At 73.8% G+C, this 17818-nt stretch carries 14 protein-coding genes; 7 read left to right on the top strand and 7 right to left on the bottom strand.

All coding sequences use genetic code 11. The features are described from left to right. Nucleotides 1-1260, bottom strand: a 1260-nt coding sequence (locus A949_RS0122025) for a sensor histidine kinase (protein WP_026004911.1), incomplete at its 3' end; no start/stop codon positions are given. 411 nt (nt 1261-1671) lie between these two features. Between A949_RS0122025 and A949_RS0122030 the strand changes: the two genes are divergently transcribed. After that, entirely contained in the window at nt 1672-4443 is a 2772-nt protein-coding gene (locus A949_RS0122030) for a SpoIIE family protein phosphatase (RefSeq protein WP_026004912.1), read from the top strand. An 18-nt stretch (nt 4444-4461) separates the two neighbouring features. Here A949_RS0122030 and A949_RS0122035 read toward each other — a convergent pair whose 3' ends face one another. Then, nucleotides 4462-4683, bottom strand: coding sequence for a DUF6126 family protein (locus A949_RS0122035; protein WP_019358199.1), 222 nt, complete (start codon nt 4681-4683; stop codon nt 4462-4464). A gap of 101 nt (nt 4684-4784) precedes the next feature. Next, nucleotides 4785-5435: a helix-turn-helix domain-containing protein gene (locus tag A949_RS0122040; RefSeq protein WP_051019585.1), complete on the bottom strand. Its 651-nt coding sequence runs from the start codon at nt 5433-5435 to the stop codon at nt 4785-4787. A 449-nt stretch (nt 5436-5884) separates the two neighbouring features. Here A949_RS0122040 and A949_RS0122045 point away from each other — a divergent pair, with 449 nt between their 5' ends. Beyond that, nucleotides 5885-7060, top strand: coding sequence for a beta-1,3-glucanase family protein (locus tag A949_RS0122045; RefSeq protein ID WP_019358201.1), 1176 nt, complete (start codon nt 5885-5887; stop codon nt 7058-7060). A gap of 340 nt (nt 7061-7400) precedes the next feature. Here A949_RS0122045 and A949_RS0122050 read toward each other — a convergent pair whose 3' ends face one another. The 3 genes from A949_RS0122050 to A949_RS0122060 form a co-directional block, all read right to left on the bottom strand. Continuing rightward, on the bottom strand, nt 7401-8102 hold the full coding sequence (locus A949_RS0122050; protein ID WP_019358202.1) for a 2-phosphosulfolactate phosphatase: 702 nt from the start codon (nt 8100-8102) through the stop codon (nt 7401-7403). 280 nt (nt 8103-8382) lie between these two features. Further along, entirely contained in the window at nt 8383-9237 is an 855-nt protein-coding gene (locus A949_RS0122055; protein ID WP_019358203.1) for a class I SAM-dependent methyltransferase, read from the bottom strand. Between the two features lie 64 nt (nt 9238-9301). Then, nucleotides 9302-10351, bottom strand: coding sequence for a methyltransferase (locus A949_RS0122060; RefSeq protein WP_019358204.1), 1050 nt, complete (start codon nt 10349-10351; stop codon nt 9302-9304). A gap of 391 nt (nt 10352-10742) precedes the next feature. Between A949_RS0122060 and A949_RS0122065 the strand changes: the two genes are divergently transcribed. The 5 genes from A949_RS0122065 (at nt 10743) to phzG (ending at nt 15844) form a co-directional block, all read left to right on the top strand. Beyond that, on the top strand, nt 10743-11246 hold the full coding sequence (locus A949_RS0122065; protein ID WP_019358205.1) for a PhzA/PhzB family protein: 504 nt from the start codon (nt 10743-10745) through the stop codon (nt 11244-11246). A 201-nt stretch (nt 11247-11447) separates the two neighbouring features. After that, entirely contained in the window at nt 11448-12083 is a 636-nt protein-coding gene (locus A949_RS0122070) for an isochorismatase family protein (protein WP_019358206.1), read from the top strand. Then, the gene (locus A949_RS0122075) at nt 12080-14131 is read left to right on the top strand and encodes a phenazine-specific anthranilate synthase component I (RefSeq protein ID WP_019358207.1); all 2052 of its coding nucleotides are present in this window, start codon (nt 12080-12082) and stop codon (nt 14129-14131) included. Before A949_RS0122070 ends, A949_RS0122075 begins: the two co-directional genes overlap by 4 nt. A gap of 110 nt (nt 14132-14241) precedes the next feature. After that, a complete protein-coding gene (locus A949_RS0122080) occupies nt 14242-15126 on the top strand; it encodes a PhzF family phenazine biosynthesis protein (RefSeq protein ID WP_019358208.1) in 885 nt (294 codons plus the stop codon). A 73-nt stretch (nt 15127-15199) separates the two neighbouring features. Next, nucleotides 15200-15844, top strand: a complete 645-nt coding sequence (phzG, locus tag A949_RS0122085; RefSeq protein WP_026004914.1) for a phenazine biosynthesis FMN-dependent oxidase PhzG — start codon at nt 15200-15202, stop codon at nt 15842-15844. Here phzG and A949_RS0122090 read toward each other — a convergent pair. Next, complete coding sequence (locus A949_RS0122090; RefSeq protein ID WP_019358210.1) at nt 15833-17788, bottom strand: serine hydrolase; 1956 nt, start codon at nt 17786-17788, stop codon at nt 15833-15835. The two genes, phzG and A949_RS0122090, sit on opposite strands and share 12 nt — an antisense overlap. Between the last annotated feature and the right edge of the window lie 30 nt (nt 17789-17818).

Genomic DNA, 17818 nt, shown 5'->3' on the forward strand with positions numbered 1-17818 from the left:
CCGGCGGGGCACCGAGTCGGCCGCCGCGCGGTGCTCTCCCGGCTCCGGCCGCGGGCCGTCGGTGGACAGCGGCCGGAGCCCGGAGGCGGCGCCGATGCCGTGTGCGCGGCCCTCGGCCGGGGCGGTGGTGATGAGGCTCTGCGGCACGGTCAGCACCGCGCGGACGCCCCCGTAGGCGGAGGGCGGCAGCGAGACCTGGAAGTCGTAGGCCTGCGCCAGCCGGCCGACCACGGCCAGGCCCAGTCGCGGCGACTCGCCCAGGTCGTTCAGGTCGATGCCGGCCCGAGCTTCCTTCAGCATCCGCTCGGCGCGGGCGCGGGCCTCCTCGCTCAGGCCGACCCCGCCGTCCTCGATCTCGACCGCGATGCCCATGTGCACCTCGACGGCGGTGAGATGGACGCGGGTCTTGGGGGGAGAGTAGCGGGTGGCGTTGTCGAGCAGTTCGGCCAGCGCGTGGATGAGCGGCTCGACGGCCGGGCCGACGACGGCCACCTCGGCGACGGAGTGCAGTTCCACCCGCTGGTACTCCAGGATCCGGGACATCGCGCCGCGCAGCACGCTGTACAGCGGGACGGCCCGGTTCCACTGGCGGCCGGGCCGGGCCCCGCCGAGGACGGCGATGCTGTCGGCGAGGCGGCCGATGAGGGCGGTGCCGTGGTCCAGCCGGAGAAGGTCGGTGAAGAACTTGGGCTCGTTGCCGTGCCGGTCCTCCATGGTGCGCAGGTCGGTCGCCTGCTGGTGCACGATGGCCTGGACCCGGCGGGCGACGTTGACGACGCCGCGCTGCGCCGAGTCGCGCATGGTCTCCTCGGACTGCACGGCTTCCACGACGGAGCGCAGCAGGGCCTCGTGGGCCGCCCGGAACCGGGGGCCGAGACCGCCGTCGACGGGGTAGGAGCGCAGTACGTCCTGGGAGAACTCGCCCTCCTCCAGCCTCGCCACCGCGCGCGGCAGCACCTCCTCGGCCAGCCGTACGGTGGCGGCCTCCTGCTCCTCCAGGTGCCTGCGCAGATCCGCCTCGCGCGCTGCGGCCTCGGCGCGGAAACGTTCCGACTCGGCCCCGCGGCGCACGAGTTCAGCCGTGACACCCGCGAGGACGGCGGCTGCCACGGCGCCGCACACCAGGACCGCGACGCGGGAGGCGGGCGGGACGAGTGCCGCGGCGAGCACGGTGGCCAGGACCACGAGGACGGTGGGGACCCACCACACCGTTCTGGAAGCGGGCCTTCGACTTCCGGACGACACTTCGCGACGGACCATCAGCACCCTCTCAACAGCATAAGATCGACATCCCGACCAGCGATGCGTGGCACCAGGCGGCACGACTGCCGACCCGCCGTACGCGGAACCCCGTTGCGGGGAAAGGACTCTGGCCGCGGCCTGGTCGTTGTGGCGTCAACTCGCAGGACCGGTCGCAGGATAGCCCTTTCCGATCTTCGTACGCACATGCCGTTCGCATAGTCGGACGAACGTCTCTCCGTTTCGCTGTCCGGAGCGCGCTCCCCCCTCCGGCGGTGGACCGGCGGGCCCGGGCCCGCCGCGGCCCGGCGCCGCCCCCGGTCCGGCGTTCCGCGCGCTTGGCCGGTCGGGAGTGCCTCGCAGGTGTTGCGGTGCGCACGACCGGGTTGCGCATCCGCGCAATTCGTGGCAAAGGGCGGTAGACCATGCTGCATGACTCACAAGCGTCCTGGCGGCGGCGAGCGGGGTTCCCGGCTCGTGGTGCGGAGTGTTGCCGGGCAGGTTTTCGTACTGCAACTGACCATCGTGCTGCTGCTGGTGCTCGCCGCCGCCGCGGGTCTGGCCTGGCAGGCCCGGCTGGCCGACGTCCGTAGTGCCCGCGAGCGCTCCCGGGCGTGTGCGGCCACGCTGGCTCTCTCCCCCTCGACGGCCGCCGCCCTGCGCTCGTCCCGTCCGACCGGGAAGCTGCAGCCGGTGAGCGTGCGGGCCGGCCGGGAATGCGGGATCGACTTCGTCGCGGTCCTCGACCGGGCGGGCGTCCGGCTCAGCGACCCCCTCCCGAAACTGATCGGCAAGCGGGCCTCGGGTGACTTCGGCCGGGCGCTGGCCGGCCGGTCCTACACCGAGCAGTTCGAGGGCCGGCCCAAGGACTCGGTCCGCGCGGTCGCACCCGTGCAGGACCCGGACGGCACGGTGATCGGGCTGGTCACGGCGGGCGTCGACCTGACGACCGTGTCGGCCAGGCTGGACCGCGAACTGCCGTGGGTGGGAGCCGGCGCTGCGGGCGCACTCCTGCTGGCGACCCTGGGCGCCGGTCTGGTCAGCAGGCGGCTCAACCGCCAGACCCGCGGCCTGGGCCCGGCGGAGGTGACCCGCATGTACGAGCACCACGACGCCGTGCTGCACGCCGTACGGGAGGGTGTGCTCGTGCTGGACGGCGGCGGGCGGCTGGTGCTCGCCAACGACGAGGCGCACCGGCTCCTGCGACTGCCGGACCACGCACAGGGGCAGCAGATCGGCGACCTGCGGCTGGAACCGGGCATCGCGGGGCTGCTGACCTCCGGGCGCTCCGCCAGCGACGAGGTGTATGCCGTCGGCGACCGGATGCTCGCGGTCAACCAGCGCCCCACCGGGTCCGACGGCGGTCCGGCCGGGAGCGTGGCCACCCTGCGGGACACCACCGAACTGCAGGAGGTCGCCGGACAGGCCCAGGTCGCCGCGCAGCGCCTGGAACTGCTCTACACCGCGGGCCTGCGGATCGGGACCACGCTCGATGTGGTGCGCACCGCCGAGGAACTGACCGAGGTCGCGGTCCCCCGGTTCGCGGACGCGGCCACCGTCGATGTGCTCGAACCGGTCATCGGCGGGCAGGAGCCGCTGCCCGGTCCGTCCGCCCCAGCCGTCCGCCGGGTCGCGCTGCGCTTCGAGGGCGGCGCCGTCCCGCCGCTGCAACCGGTGGACAGCAGCCCCTCGGGCCCGCCCCTCCCGCTACCGCAAGCGGCCGGCGGACGCGGTGCGGGCGACGGGGACGGCGGGGACGCCGGCGACGGTGGTGGCGGCAGGGGCGCCGGAGCCGCGGAAGACCTGGCCGAGTCGGTCCTGGAACCGGACCTGGCCGCCGCCACCGACTGGCGCGCCGCCGATCCCGAGCGCGCCGAGCGCATGCTCCGCGAGGGCTTCCACTCGTTGATCATGGTGCCGCTGCGGGCCCGCGGCACCGTGCTGGGCCGGGCCTGCTTCTGGCGCCGGGGCCGGCGCGCCTTCCAGGCCGAGGACCTGGCCTCGGCCGAGGAACTGGTCACCCGTACCGCGGTCTGCGTCGACAACGCCCGGCGCTACGCACGCGAGCACGGTCTCGCCGTCACACTCCAGCGCAGCCTGCTGCCCGGCGGACTGCCCGAGCAGAACGCCGTCTCCGCCGCCTACCGCTATCTGCCGGCGCGGGCCGGGGTGGGCGGGGACTGGTTCGACGTCATCCCGCTGCCGGGTGCGCGGGTCGCGCTGGTGGTGGGGGACGTGGTGGGCCACGGGCTGCACGCGGCCGCCACCATGGGGCGGCTGCGCACCGCGGTGCACAACTTCTCCTCCCTGGATCTCCCCCCGGAAGAACTGCTCGCCCATCTGGACGAGTTGGTCACGCGCATCGACCAGGACCCCACGCTCGGCCCGGACACCGCGGCGGTCACCGGAGCGACCGTGCTGTACGCCGTCTACGATCCCGCCTCCGGCCGCTGCCAGTTCTCGGGGGCGGGCCATCCGCCACCCGCGCTGGCCTACCCGGACGGCACCACCGCCGTCCTGGAAGCCCCCGAGAACCTGCCGCTCGGCCTGGGCACCTCGCCGTTCGAGACCCGCACCCTGACACTGCCCGAGGGCAGCCGACTGGTGCTGTACACCAACGGACTGGTCCAGGTCCGCAGCCGCGATCTCGACGAGCGGCTGGAGATGCTGCGCGCCGCGCTCTCCGGCACCGGCCAGGGACCCGAGGAGACCTGCGGTGCCGTGCTGGAGGCCATGCTGCCGGACCGGACCGGCGAGGACCGCGACGACATCGCGCTGCTCGTCGCCGAGACCCGGCTGCTGCCGTCCTCCCGCATCGCCCGCTGGGAGGTCCCCAGCGACCCGGAGGCCGTCGCCCCGGTGCGCGCCGACTGCGCGGCCCGGCTGGTCGAGTGGGGCCTGGAGGAGACGGCCTTCACCGCGGAGCTCATCCTCAGCGAGCTGATCACCAACGCCATCCGCTACGGCGCGCCTCCCGTCACCGTGCGGCTCCTCTGCGACCGCTATCTGACCTGCGAGGTCTCGGACAGCAGCAGTACCGCACCACACCTTCGGCGCGCCACCACCGTGGACGAGGGCGGCCGGGGACTGTTCCTGATCGCGCAGCTCGCCCAGCACTGGGGGACCCGCTACACCGCGGAGGGGAAGACCATCTGGGCCGAACTGTCCCTGGACGGCGCGCCGTCGGAGGTGCCGCTGGTGTGACGCCGCGGCAGGCGGCGGCTACTTGCCGCCGCCCAGCTCGAAGAGGAGGAACAGGAACCCCGCCAGCAGATGACCGGCCACCACGTACACGAACAGCCGCAGCGCCAGACCGCGCGGGAAGCGGCCGTCGCCGCGCTCCTCGCCCGGTTCGTAGCGGCGCTCGCGCCGGGGAGGGGGCTGCCGGGAGGCCGGCGTGGACGAGGGGGACTGCGGTTCCGGTGCCTGCTGGTGGGAGGTCATGGCGGGCCCTTCTGTGCGCACGCGGGGAAAGGGGGGGCTGCGGTGGGACGGGGTGGCCGGCGCGCCGGCGCCATCGGTGGCGCCGGCGCACGGTCCGCGGCTCAGTGCCGCGGGGTGCCGCCGGGCGCGGCGGCACCGGCTGAGCCGGTCACGCACAGTTCGGCGGTGGGGGACTGCAGGAGAGTGTGGACGAAGAGCAGGTCCGCGCCGTCCGCCGAGACGGCCTCCAGCCGGTGCGGAGTGAGCGAGTCGAAGTGCGCCGAGTCCCCGGCCGCCAGCGTCTCGGTGACCTGGCCGAGCGTCAGCCGCAGTGCGCCGCGGCGTACATGGATCCACTCCTCGCCCGGATGGACGCGGACGAGGTCCCGCTGCGGGCCGCGCGGCACGTGGACCTGGAGGGCCTGCATCGCGCGTCCGGCCTGTCCCGCCTGCCGGTAGTGCCATCCCCCGGCGTCGACGGTCGGTATCTCGTCGCCCCGGACGATCGCGTCGGCGGCCGTGGTCGTCTCGCCCAGCAGCTCACCGACGGTCGTGCCGTAGACGCGGGCGAGGGTGAGCAGGAGCGGCAGCGACGGTTGCCGCTTGCCGGTCTCCAGCCGGGAGAGGTGCGCGGGGGAGAGGCCCGCCCTGCGCGCCGATGCCTCCAGGCTCAGCCCGCTGCGCCGCCTCAGCAGGCGCATACGGGGCGCGAACGCGGGCGCTTCTCCCGCCTCCGGCCCGGGTGCCCCATCATGGGGAGGGTTCGGACTCATACCCTGATTAAAGACACCCTTCGCCTGTGGGGCAAAAGTTTTGCCCCACAGGCAAAGTCCCGTCCGGCTCCGCCGTGAACCGGGCTCCCGCTCCTCCCGTGATGACCTGTGAGGACGTCACATCCGCTCGGCACGCCGGGTGGTGACCGCCGCACGCCTGTGGAGCGACCGGTTTCCACGAGCCCTTGACGAAGGTCCATACCTTCGGCACCGTTCTCTGCCGTGACGTGAGAGCGCTCACCCACCCCCACACTGAAGGAGCGCATCATGAGTCCGTCGATCACGCCTGTGCGGAACCGCTCCGCACGAAGCAGCCGTCGGCGAAACCCCTCTCCCGCCGGCGCCCCGGCCGCGCCGACGAGTGCCGCGCACGGCGCCGCACCGCTGGCCGACAACGATGTCGGTCTCCCCGTTCCCCCCACCGCCGCCGTCAACGGAGGTTCTGTCCGATGAGTCCCGTCAGCCGCCGCGCGCTGTTCCGCGGCGCCGCAGCCGCCGCCGTCACCGTCCCCGCCGCCGGACTCGTCGCACAGCAGGCGACCGCGGGCAGCCTCTTCCGGCCGACCGCCGCCGCCGGACTGTCGTTGAAGATCGTCAACAACAGCGGCGCCTACGACAACGGGTCGATCCACCTCTACATCGTGGGCAACGACGGCACGAACCAGTGCCACGTCACCCCCGAAGGCGAACTCAAGCCGGTGCAACTGTCCGACAACGGCCCGGACGGCTACACCGACTACGCCATCCCCCTCACCGGCACCGAGACCACGGTCTCGCTGCCCGAGATGTCCGGCCGCATCTACGTCGCCTGCGGCGAGAAACTCAAGTTCAAGGCCGTCGAGGCCGACACCGGCGCCGCCCTCGCCTACCCCGCCGCCTGGGTCGAGTCCGACCCCAACTACCCGGTCGTGCACGACTGTGCGGAATTCACGTACAAGGGCGGCGCGATGTACTGCAACACCACCATGGTCGACATGTTCAGCGTGCCGCTGGCCATCGGGCTCAAGGGCGCCAAGCAGCAGACCACCGGCACGCTCAAGCCCGGTGCCCGCGACCGGATCTTCGACTCGGTGCGTTCCGTCGAGGCGTTCTCGCAGCTCGTCGTCGACGACAAGCGCGTCATAGCCCCGGGCCACGGACTGGGTGCCGGCCGCTTCGCGGAGGACTACTTCGCGCCGTACATCGACCAGGTCTGGGCCGCGTACCAGAGCAAGGACCTGAAGGTCACCACCAACGCCGGAACCTTCACCGGCCGGGTCGCCGGCGACCGGCTGTCCTTCTCCGGCCCGGCCGAGGTGTCCTTCGGCAAGCCCTCCACCAAGGACGTCCTCTTCTGCGACGGTGCGCTCGCCGCGCCCAACGACGGCACCACCGGGCCCGTCGCGGCCATCCTCGGTGCCGCCTTCAACCGCACCACCCTGCTCTCCGCCGCCGACCAGCCCACCACCGACCCCGCCGCCTTCTATCAGGGCGACCTCACGCACCACTACGCCAAGGCCATGCACGCCGCCACGGAGGACGGCAAGGCGTACGGCTTCGCCTTCGACGACGTGGGCGGCTTCGCCTCGTACATCGAGGACGGCGCCGCGAGCGAGCTGACGCTCACGCTGACGCCCTTCGGGTGACGCCCTTCGGGTGACGGCCGCGGTGGCCGCCCGTCGTCCGCCGCCGGTCCGGGGACGGGCGACGGATCCGGGGCCGGCGCGGATCGTCTGACCGTCCGGGGCACCCGCCCGATCCGGGCGGCGCCGAGGCGCGGGAGAGCCGCGCCTCGGCGCGGTGCTCCGCCGCCGTCCGCACCGGGAATGCCGGACGGTGGCGGCGGCCCGTTCTGGACGGGTGCCGGTGAGCTCGCCGTCACCAGCCGCAAACGGTGGTGACCTTCGTCATCGGGACCCGCAGCCGATGCCGCGTACTCGACCGGCCGCCGGCTCCGGAACGGCGGGAGCCGGACCTCATCAGCGATCAGATCGAAGCCTCGTCGGTCAGCGACGGCGCGGCGCACGGGCGCAGGATCATGAGCGAGTCCTCCAAGGTCGCCACCATGGCAAAGGGGAACCGGTCGAGCTCGAGACAGAGCGCGACGTCATCAGGATGGACTCCTGCACGCACACCCTCCGCCAGCTCGGCGGCGGCTCGCGATCCGGCGGCGCGGCGGAGGAATTCGGCTGCGTGCGTCGCAGTCCCGGCTGCCCTCCGAGCGATGTATTGAGCGCACGCCAGATCTTCATCGGCCCACCCGCCCTCGCCGGTGACCACGAACGTGACACTGTCACTCTTGCGCGTCCGCAGGAGCCGGGCCGTCGCCTCCGCCACCACGAAGCCGGCGCACAGCACCAGCGACGCCTCCTTGACCGCAAGGGCGCCGACCGTCCCCGCTGTGGTCTTCTGCACGACGGTCCGTCCGCCGAGGTCGATGGACCGCAACAGGCCCGGCGAGTTGACGGTGTCGACCCCGGGTGTCGGTGGACCGTCTTTGAGCGCCACCCAATCCGGGTGGCGGGCCTTGAGGGCCAGGGCTTCGTCCGCCGACCCGGCGAGAACGATCTTTTCCGCCCCCTGCTCAAAGGCCCGGGCAGCCACCGTGAAAGCACGCATGACGTCGACTACGACGGCTACGGACGGGACTTCGACCAGCTCGGCGATGCCGAGGAAACGAGCGTCCATCCGGTCATGATCGCCTATGCCCGGCCCGAAGCATTCGGACGGTGATGCGCAGCACATCGATGGTCCCGGTGCGACACCTCCGGCTGCCTGCGTCGCGAAAGCAGTGCGCAACCGACGCGACCCCACCGCACGTCACCGGACGTGACCCTCGCCGTCTGCGGCCGGTGACAGCGCTCCTGCGGGCACCCTGGATGCGCCGCCGGCCCCGCCGGGCCTCCCGGTCGGGCACACCTGGCGCTGCACCTGGCGTTTCGGAACGCCGACTTGCGGAACCGCGGGCTCAGCGCCGCTCGGCGCAGACGAGGAAGATCCTGCGGACGCCGGGGACGCCCCGCGGGGACACCGGGTCCCGCCAGCGGCCGTAGTGGGCGCTCTCGTCACCGGGCTGGACGACCTCGGCGGTGAAGCGGTGCCGCTCGAAGAGGGCCTCCGGATCGTCGGTGCCGAACCGCCAGGGGCAGCCCCACCGGGCGAAGACTTCCAGCTGGCCGCGCGCGTGGGCCGAGGTCAGCGCCTCGGCGTTGACCAGGTCCCCCGCGACCAGACTGCCGGTGGCGGTGACGGTGCGGAGGCGTTGCAGCAGCCGGTGCACCTCGTTCTCGTGCAGGTAGGGAAGCACGCCCTCGAGGAGCCACACGGAGGGCGCCGTCGCGTCGTATCCGGCCTCTTCCAGACGGCGCTCCCAGCCGGGAGCGGTCAGATCGGCCGCGATCATCCGATGCGCCACCCGGGGGCGCGCTCCGGCGAGCCGGCGCCGCTTGTGGTCCAGCACGGAGGGGCGGTCGATCTCGAAGTAGCGCACCGTCCGTGCCCACTCCAGCCGGTAGGGGCGGGAGTCGACCCCGGATGCGGCGGACACGATCTGGGTGTGCCGGCCTTGGGAGACGCGTTGCAGGAGGTCGTCGAAGAAGCGGGTGCGGATGGCGTTGACGTCGAGGCTGTCGGGCATCGCGCGCCGCCGGTGCGGTGGGAAGGTCGCGCCCCACACCTCGTCCAGCAGCTTCGGCCCCTCGTCGCCGCACAGTTCCTGCGCGTACGGGTCCGTGTAGAGCCGGTCCGGCCGTTGGCTCTCCAGCGCACGCATGGCGGCGGTCAGCAGCGCTGTGCGTCCCACCGCGTCCATCGTCTCGGTCATGACGTCCTTTCCGGCGGCCGCCCCTCGGCTGCTGACTTCCGGTGTCGGTCGGCCGACGGCCCGGTCAACAGCCGTCGGCCACGGCCTCGATGATCGACGCGTGCGCGGAGAGGGTGTCCACCCGGCGCACGGTCAGTCCTGCCCGCGCCAGGAGCTGCTCGTACTCCCGGCGCGTGCGCCCCTTCCCGTTGAGTACGGTCATCATCAGCATGTCGTGGGTCTTGCCGGGATGCGGCTCGTTCCCTTCCGGGATCAGACCGTTGACGACCAGCAGCCGGCCGCCGGCCGGAGCCGCGCGGCCGCATGCGCGCAGGATCCGCACGCATTCCTCGTCCGGCCAGCTGGCCAGCACGTGCTTCAGCAGATAGACGTCGGCGCCGGGCGGGACCGCGGCGAAGAAGTCGCCGGCCTCCGCCTGCCACCGCCCGGCCAGTTCGGGGATGTCGAGCACGTGCGAGGCGATGACCGGCTCCCGGTCGAACAGGACACCCGTCACCGCGGGGTGGCGCAGCAGGATCGCCCTCAGCAGCCCGCCGCTGCCGCCGCCCACGTCGACCACGCGCCGCACGGAGGAGAAGTCGAAGGCGCCCGCGACATCGTCGCTCAGCGTCTGCGAGAACGCCGCCATGCCGGCGTGGAAGGCCGCCCCCACCTCGGGGTGCGCGGCGAGGTGGTCGTAGAAGGGGAGGCCGTAGACCTGCTCGAAGCCGGTGCCACCGGTGCGTACCGCGTCCGGCAGCCGGGCCGCCGGGAGCCAGAAGATGTCGTCTCCGCGCATCATGACGTAGTCGCGCAGCGACCCGTCCACGCCGGTGCGCAGCGGTTCGGCGAGCGGGGTGAGATGGAAGCGGCCGGTCCCGTCCTGGCGGAAGACGCCCTTCGTCGCGAGGAAACGCAACAGCCGCCCCAGGTGCGGGCCGTGCGCCTGTGCCGCCTGCGCGAGCTGCTCCGCGGTGCGCGGGCCGTCGGCCAGGTGGTCGGCGATGCCCAGGCGGGCCGCCGTGTGGAGGGCGGCCGAGTAGAGGTAGCCGAAGGACAGCTCCAGCAACTGGCCGGCCGGGTCCGCCGGGGCCGCCGGGGCGTGCTGGGGATCCGGGCGGGCGGCACTGGTCATCAGCGGGGTCCTCTCTCGCCGCGCGGCTCGCGCGGCGGCTCGTGCCCGCGCGATGCCGGCTCGGCGGCTCGCCCTCCCGGGAGTGCCGCGACCGCTGTACGCGGAGTGGCCGTACGCCGGGTGCTGCCCTGCCGTGGTGCGGCGTGCGGGATGCGACGTGGCGTGCGGTGCCTCGGATGTGGTGCGGCCGGTTGGCGCACGGTTCGGGCCAGTGTGCGGAGGGTGGGTCGTGCGGTGGTCGAGGGGCGCAGGAAGGCGGGCGTGGCGGAGCGGGCGTGAGCGCCGTCGACTGCTCGTCATGCCTGCGTCAAGCGGCGGCCGAGTCCGTTCGCGGACGATCGGCCGCTCCGTACCCGCACCACCCCCCACCGGTTCCGCAAGGAGGCATTCCATGGCCGACGCATCCGCCCGTACCGCGGCACAGGGCTTCGCCGACGCGGCCGCGCAGCGCCGCGCCAATCGCGCCACGGTCGAGAAGTATCTGGAACACACCAAGGGCCGGAAGCGGCTGCGCCGCCACGAACTGTTCGCCGAGGAAGGCAGCGGGGGACTGTGGACCAACGACACCGGCGCCCCCATCGAGATCACCGGGCGTGCCCGCCTGGCCGAGCACGCCGTCTGGTCGCTGAAGTGCTTCCCGGACTGGGAGTGGTACAACATCCAGGTCTTCGAGACGCAGGACCCGCGCTTCTTCTGGGTCGAGTGCGACGGGCACGGGAAGATCAACTTTCCGGGCTATCCGGAGGGGTACTACGAGAACCACTTCCTCCACTCGTTCCGCTTCGACGACCGGGGGCAGATCCTGCAGAACCGGGAGTTCATGAACCCGTTCGAGCAACTGCGCGCGCTCGGCATCCCGGTGCCGACGGTGCGGCGGGACGGCATCCCCACCTGACCTCCCGCCCGCTGCCGACCCCGTGGACCCGCCGGGAGCCCCCCCCGCGGCGCCTCCGCCCGTACCGACGGCCCGCGCGCACCCCCACCCCGCACCCCCGGCGCCGCCCGAGCGGCACAGCGCACCGAGGGCACCGCCGTCCGGCGCCCCGGCCCGGCAGCCGCGCGGAGTTCCACCGCACGACAGAAAGGCACCGCTCCCATGCCAGGCATCCCGCCCATCGCGTCCTACCCGCTTCCCTCCGCCCACGAGCTGCCGGCCAACACGGCCGACTGGAGCGTGGACCCGGACCGGGCAGTGCTGCTCGTCCACGACATGCAGCGGTACTTCCTGGCGCCGTTCCCCGGCACCGTGCGCGCGGAACTCCTCGGCAACGCCGGGCGGTTACGCACCAGCTGCGCGGCCCGCGGCGTGCCCGTCGCCTACTCCACCCAACCCGGCGCGATGAGCCCCCGGGACCGCGGTCTGCTGAAGGACTTCTGGGGCCCTGGGATGCGCGCCTCGGCCGACGACCGTCAGGTGGCCGAGGAACTGGCCCCCGCCGCGGGCGACTGGGTGCTCACCAAGTGGCGCTACAGCGCGTTCTTCCGCTCGCCTCTGCTGCGGCGGATGCGCGCGGCCGGGCGCGATCAGCTCATCCTGTGCGGCGTGTACGCGCACGTGGGCGTGCTGGCGACCGCGCTGGACGCCTACGCGAACGACATCCGGACGTTCCTGGTCGGCGATGCCGTCGCCGACTTCTCGCAGGACCGGCACCGGATGGCCCTCACCTACGCGGCGGAGCGCTGCGCCATGGTCGTCCCGGGCGATCGGCTGCTCGCGCAGGTCGCGCCATGAGCGGCGTGCTGTTCGAGCGGGTGCTCGACGACCCGTCCGCACCGTTCGCTCTCCTCCACCGCCCCCACAGCGTGCCCGGGCACGGCGCAGACCGCCTGGAGGTCCTCGTCGGTCCGGTCTCCACGCCCCCGACGCTGGCGCGGATACCACTGCCGGAGCACCCGCTCCAGGAGCGCCCCGACAGCACGGGGCGGTCCGCCGACACCGCGGCCGGCACGGCTCCCGGGGACGGCGGACACCGCCACGAGACGCTCGTGCTCATCCCGTACCGCCAGCTGACCGAACGCGGCTACGCCTGCGTCGACGACGCCACCCCGCTCGTCGCGCTGACCGTCACCGGCCAGGAGTCGCTTCCCCTCGCCGAGGCGCTGCCCCGGCTGCCGCGCACGGCGACGACCCTGGTCGACCAGCGCTTCGTGCCCGGAGACCCGGAGTACGCGGAGACCGTGCGCCGCGTCGTCACCGAGGTGATCGGGCGGGGAGCAGGGGCCAACTTCGTCATCAGGCGCGACTTCGTCGCCGACCTCACCGACTACTCCGTCGAACTCGCCCTGGCCTCCTTCCGCCGGCTCCTGGAGAGCGAGTCGGGTGCCTACTGGACCTTCCTGGTGCACACCGGGGAGCGCACGCTGGTGGGGTCGAGTCCGGAGCGGCACATCAGCCTGCGCGACGGCACCGCCGTGATGAACCCGATCAGCGGCACCTACCGCTATCCGCCCGGCGGCCCGGAACTCTCCGGAGTCCTGGACTTCCTCGCCGACCGCAAGGAGGCCGAGGAACTGTACATGGTCGTCGACGAAGAGCTGAAGATGATGGCGCGGGTCTGCGAAGGGGGCGGTCGCCTCGCCGGACCGTACCTGAAGGAGATGGCCCGGCTGGCTCATACCGAGTACTTCATCGAGGGCCGCACGGCGCGGGGCGTGCGCGAGATCCTGCGCGAGACGCTGTTCGCGCCGACCGTGACCGGGAGTCCCCTGGAGAGCGCGGCCCGGGTCATCTCCCAGTACGAGCGGCAGGGCCGCGGCTACTACAGCGGCGTCGCGGCCCTGATCGGCCGGGACGCGCACGGCGGCAGGACGCTGGACTCCGCGATCCTCATCCGGACCGCCGACATCGACGCCACCGGGGAGGTCCGCATCGGCGTCGGTGCCACGCTCGTCCGCCACTCGGATCCGGCGTCCGAGGCGGCCGAGACCCGAGCCAAGGCGGCAGGACTCATCGCGGCCCTGGAGCCGGGCTCCTCCCGCTCCTTCGCGGCCCATCCGAGCGTGCACGGTGCCCTGGCCCGGCGGAACGAGCCGCTCGCGGACTTCTGGCTGGACCGGACCGCAGCCGGCCGGACACCGGCGCCCGGGCCGCACCCGCCGGGGCCGGGCGACCCTCCCCCCGCGGGCGTTCCCGGATCGCCCGGGTTCCCCGGAGCCGCCGGCCTCGCCGACGCCCACGGCTTCGACGGTGCTGCCGACCTGGCCGGCCGCAGCGTCCTGGTCGTCGACATGGAGGACACCTTCACGGCGATGATCGCCCTTCAGCTGCGGGCTCTCGGCCTGCGGGTGCGGGTGCGCCGCTACGACGAGGAGATCGCGTTCGACGCCTGCGACCTGGTGGTGATGGGACCGGGCCCCGGCGACCCGCGGGATCTCGCGTGCCCCAGGATGGCCCGGCTGCATGCGGCGATCGGCGGCCTGCTCGAGCGGCAGCGTCCGTTCGTCGCCGTCTGCCTCAGCCACCAGGCCCTCTGCCGCCGGCTCGGCTTCCCGCTCCTCCGCCGGGACGTCCCCGACCAGGGGGTGCAGCGGGAGATCGACCTGTTCGGGGTCCGCGAACGGGTCGGCTTCTACAACACGTTCGCCGCCCACGCCCGGCACGACAAGACCGAAGTCGAGGGGATGGGTGTGGTGGAGGCGGCGCGGGATCCCCGGACGCAGGAGATCCACGCGCTGCGCGGGCCGCGGTTCGCGTCGATGCAGTTCCACGCCGAGTCGGTGCTCACCCGGAACGGCCCGCGCATCGTGGGCCGTGCCCTCCAGGCCGCACTCGGGCGGTGATCCGGCACCACGGCGCCCGGCCGGGATCCGGCACTCGGCCGCCGGCCACCCCGGAGCCGGGGCGACGCGGCCGGCTCCGCTCCTCTTCGCCCACCACTCGGAGGCCCCCGATGCACACCTACGTCGTCGTGGACGCGTTCGCCCGCCGGCCGCTGTTCGGCAACCCCGTGGCCGTCTTCTTCGGCAGCGACGATCTCTCCCCCCGCACGATGCAGCGCATCGCGCGGGAGATGAACCTGTCGGAGACCACCTTCGTGCTCCGGCCCCGGCACGGCGGTGACGCCCGGATCCGGATCTTCACCCCGGTCAACGAGCTGCCGTTCGCCGGGCACCCGCTGCTGGGCACGGCCATCGCCCTGGGCACCCGCAATCCGGGTGACCGGCTGCGGCTGGAGACGGCCATGGGCATCGTCCCGTTCGACCTCACACGGGAGCGGGGCAGGGTGGTCGCCGCCCGGATGCGGCAACCGGTTCCCACCTGGCGCCCCTTCGCGCGGGCCGGGGAACTGCTGACCGCGCTCGGCGTGGAGAAGTCCACACTGCCCGTGGAGATCTACCACAACGGGCCCCGGCACGTCTTCGTCGGCCTGGCGAGCGTCGCCGCGCTGTCCGCCCTCCGCCCCGACCACCGCGCCCTGGCCGGGTTCGAGGATCTGGCCGCCAACTGCTTCGCCCCCGGCCCGGACGCGGAGGAAGGACACCCGGCGCCGGGCGAGGAGGGCGCGAGCTGCTGGCGCACCCGGATGTTCTCGCCCGCCTACGGCGTCACCGAGGACGCCGCCACCGGCTCCGCCGCCGGCCCGTTGGCCGTCCATCTGGCCCGGCACGGCATGGCCCCGTACGGCCGGACGATCCGGATCACCCAGGGCGTCGAGATGGGCCGCCCCTCGCTGATGCTGGCCCGGGCCGAGGGGACCGCGGAGTCCGGCTCCCCCGAGTCGGTGGAAGTGGGCGGCTCCGGGGTGCTGGTGGCGGAGGGCCGCCTCCATGTCTGACCGCGACGCGGAGCCGGCCCGCCCCGATGACATCCGCGCGACGACCGCGCGGCGGACACGGAAGCGGGACCGCATGGACACCGACAGGTCGGAGACCCTGACCGCGGGGATCGACGTCACCTTTCCCGAGTATCTCTCGCCGCCCGCCGAGCCGCTGGGGCTCCTGCGCGGCTGGCTGGAGTCCGCGGAGGCGCGCGGCGTACGCGAACCGCGCGCCCTCGCGCTGGCCACCGCCGACGCCCGGGGCCGCTCCTCGCTGCGGACCGTCGTCCTGAACCGGGTGACCGCCACCGGCATCGTCTTCGCCACTCACGACGGCAGCCGCAAGGGCCGCGAACTCCGGGCCAACCCCTGGGCATCCGGGCTGCTGTACTGGCGCGAGACCGGTCAGCAGATCAGCCTGGCGGGCCCCGTCCGCAGGCTCCCCGACTCCGAGTGCGACGCCCTGTGGGCCGCCCGCCCCGTGTTCACCCACGCCATGACCGTCTCCTCCCGGCAGAGCGAGCCGCTCGGTGACCCGGCGGACGTGGCCCGGCTGCGGGCCCGCGCCGAGACGGTCGGCAGCCAGGGCCCCCAACCGCGCCCCGCCGCCTACGTCGGGTTCGAGATCGCCTGCGAGTCCGTCGAGTTCTGGGCCGACGGCACCCGGCGCCTGCACGAACGGCTGCGCTACGACCGCACCGCGGAAGGCTGGAGCGCGGTCCGCCTACAGCCGTGACGGCGCGGGGCCGCGCCGGGGACGGTGCGCGGCCCCCGGCGGCGTCCCGCGGGGGCAGCCGAGGGCCGCGCCACCCGGCGCGAGTCCGGAGGCGTACGCCGGCGGCCAGGGCGGCGGCAGCGGCCGCCACCCGTGTGCGGCCGGCCGGGTGCCGGGGCAGTCGCCGTCGAACAGCACGCGCGTGGCGTCGGTCACCCGCACCCCCGCGAGGTTCACGCCCCGGCCGCCGGAGACCCCGGTGGTGGTGTAACGCCAACGCAGTCGCAGGCCCGCCGGGTACGGACCGGCCGGCAGCCGGGCGCGCACCCGCTGCCAGCGGCGCCCGTGGTACCCGGACCGTGCCGTGCCCGGTACGGCGCGCCAGGTCCGGCCGCCGTCCGTGCTGTACTCCATGCCGAACCGGTCGGTTCGGTCGAGGTCCACGAAGGCGTCGTACCGGACGCGCAGCGGGCCGCGCCTGCCGTGCGGCCGGGCGCCCCGGTGCGCGGGAGGGAGCCGCAGCGGACCGGTCGTCAGGGTGCTGTCCGTCTCCGGGAAGCCGCTCCGGTCACCGGCCTCCCGGCCGCCGAGTCGCAGGCCGTCCGGGGGCCCGGCGAACCACGAGGGGCCGCCGCCCGGTGCCCGTACCGGAATCGACCGGGCCAGCGCCCTGGCGAGGGCCCGGCGCGCCGGGTTGGTCGACGGGCTCTCGTCGCGAGGGTGCACCCGGTTGGTGAGCAGAATCGCGAAGGAGCGCGAGACGGGGTCGATCACCAGCGACGTGCCGGTGAACCCGGTGTGCCCCAGCGTCCGCGGCGAGGACAGGGCGCCCATGTACCACGTCTGGTCGAGTTCGAAGCCCAGGCCGTGGGCGTCCCCGGGGAAGCGGCTCGTGTAGTTCCTGCCCAGCAGTGTGACGGCGGACGGGGCGAGGATCCGCCGCCCCCGGTACGTCCCGCCGTTGAGCAGCGTCTGGGCGAGCACCGCCAGATCGTCGACGGTGGAGAAGATTCCGGCGTGCCCGGCCACGCCTCCCATGGCCCAGGCGTTGTCGTCGTGCACCGACCCGCGCAGCAGTCCCCGGGCCGGCCGGGTCTTGACCGAGGTGGCGGCGATCCGCGCCTGCCGGGCCGCGGGCGGGCGGTAGGCGGTGTCGTGCAGACGCAGCGGCCCGGTGATGCCCCGCCGCACGAGAGCGTCCAGCGGCCGCCCGGTCACGCGTTCCAGAACCAGTTGCAGGCTGATCATGTTGATGTCGGAGTACCGATAGGCGGCTCCGGGCCGGGCGAACGGCCGGGTCCGCAGGATCGAGTGCCGGCGCGCCCGTTGTCCGCCGTCGACCGTCCACAGCGGGGGCCGCGGCTCGGCCGGCAGCCCGGAGGTGTGGGTGAGCAGCTGCCGGACGGTGATGCCGCCCTTTCCCCGGGCTGCGAACGCGGGCAGGTAGCGGGCCACGGGTGCCTCCAGCCGCAGCCGGCCGGCGTCGACCTGCTGCAGGGCGACGATCGAGGTGAACAGCTTCGTGAGGGAGGCGACGTCGTAGACGGTGCCGGTGCGGGCCGGTACCCGCCGGCGCGGCGGCAGCTCCCCCCGCGCGGTGTAGCGGACGGCGTCGCCGCTCGCGCGCCGGGCGACGACCGTGCCGTCGTGCGCCAGCAGTGCCGTGGCCCCCGGGAAGAGATACTCCGCGCCGCTCGCGGGGTCGGTCCAGTGCGGCAGCCGGCGCAGGAAGGCGTCGACGGGGCCGGGATCGAGTCCCACCCGCGCGGGGGCCGCGCGCCGGAGCACGGTCCCGGCGGGCGCGAACCCCCGCGCGGGCCGGTCGAACCCCCTGATGACACCAGGCCGGGGAGGCGGATCCGCATCCCCGGCCTCACCCGCGGCCGAGGGCGGTACGGCCACGAGCAGTCCGGCCAGTACGACGAGCACACTCGCCGGAAGGACGGCGTAGGCAGCAGCCCGCATGCAGCACCCCTCGGCCTCGCAGCTTTCAGA

It is taken from the genome of Streptomyces sp. AA1529, assembly GCF_000280905.1.
Lineage (GTDB): Bacteria > Actinomycetota > Actinomycetes > Streptomycetales > Streptomycetaceae > Streptomyces.

Bases quoted from the DNA above. Each gene is read 5' to 3' on its own strand.
- A949_RS0122030 (WP_026004912.1), top strand. From the start codon at position 1,672: ATGACTCACAAGCGTCCTGGCGGCGGCGAGCGGGGTTCCCGGCTCGTG.
- A949_RS0122035 (WP_019358199.1), bottom strand. From the start codon at position 4,683: ATGACCTCCCACCAGCAGGCACCGGAACCGCAGTCCCCCTCGTCCACG.
- A949_RS0122040 (WP_051019585.1), bottom strand. From the start codon at position 5,435: ATGAGTCCGAACCCTCCCCATGATGGGGCACCCGGGCCGGAGGCGGGA.
- A949_RS0122045 (WP_019358201.1), top strand. From the start codon at position 5,885: ATGAGTCCCGTCAGCCGCCGCGCGCTGTTCCGCGGCGCCGCAGCCGCC.
- A949_RS0122050 (WP_019358202.1), bottom strand. From the start codon at position 8,102: ATGGACGCTCGTTTCCTCGGCATCGCCGAGCTGGTCGAAGTCCCGTCC.
- A949_RS0122055 (WP_019358203.1), bottom strand. From the start codon at position 9,237: ATGACCGAGACGATGGACGCGGTGGGACGCACAGCGCTGCTGACCGCC.
- A949_RS0122060 (WP_019358204.1), bottom strand. From the start codon at position 10,351: ATGACCAGTGCCGCCCGCCCGGATCCCCAGCACGCCCCGGCGGCCCCG.
- A949_RS0122065 (WP_019358205.1), top strand. From the start codon at position 10,743: ATGGCCGACGCATCCGCCCGTACCGCGGCACAGGGCTTCGCCGACGCG.
- A949_RS0122070 (WP_019358206.1), top strand. From the start codon at position 11,448: ATGCCAGGCATCCCGCCCATCGCGTCCTACCCGCTTCCCTCCGCCCAC.
- A949_RS0122075 (WP_019358207.1), top strand. From the start codon at position 12,080: ATGAGCGGCGTGCTGTTCGAGCGGGTGCTCGACGACCCGTCCGCACCG.
- A949_RS0122080 (WP_019358208.1), top strand. From the start codon at position 14,242: ATGCACACCTACGTCGTCGTGGACGCGTTCGCCCGCCGGCCGCTGTTC.
- phzG (WP_026004914.1), top strand. From the start codon at position 15,200: ATGGACACCGACAGGTCGGAGACCCTGACCGCGGGGATCGACGTCACC.
- A949_RS0122090 (WP_019358210.1), bottom strand. From the start codon at position 17,788: ATGCGGGCTGCTGCCTACGCCGTCCTTCCGGCGAGTGTGCTCGTCGTA.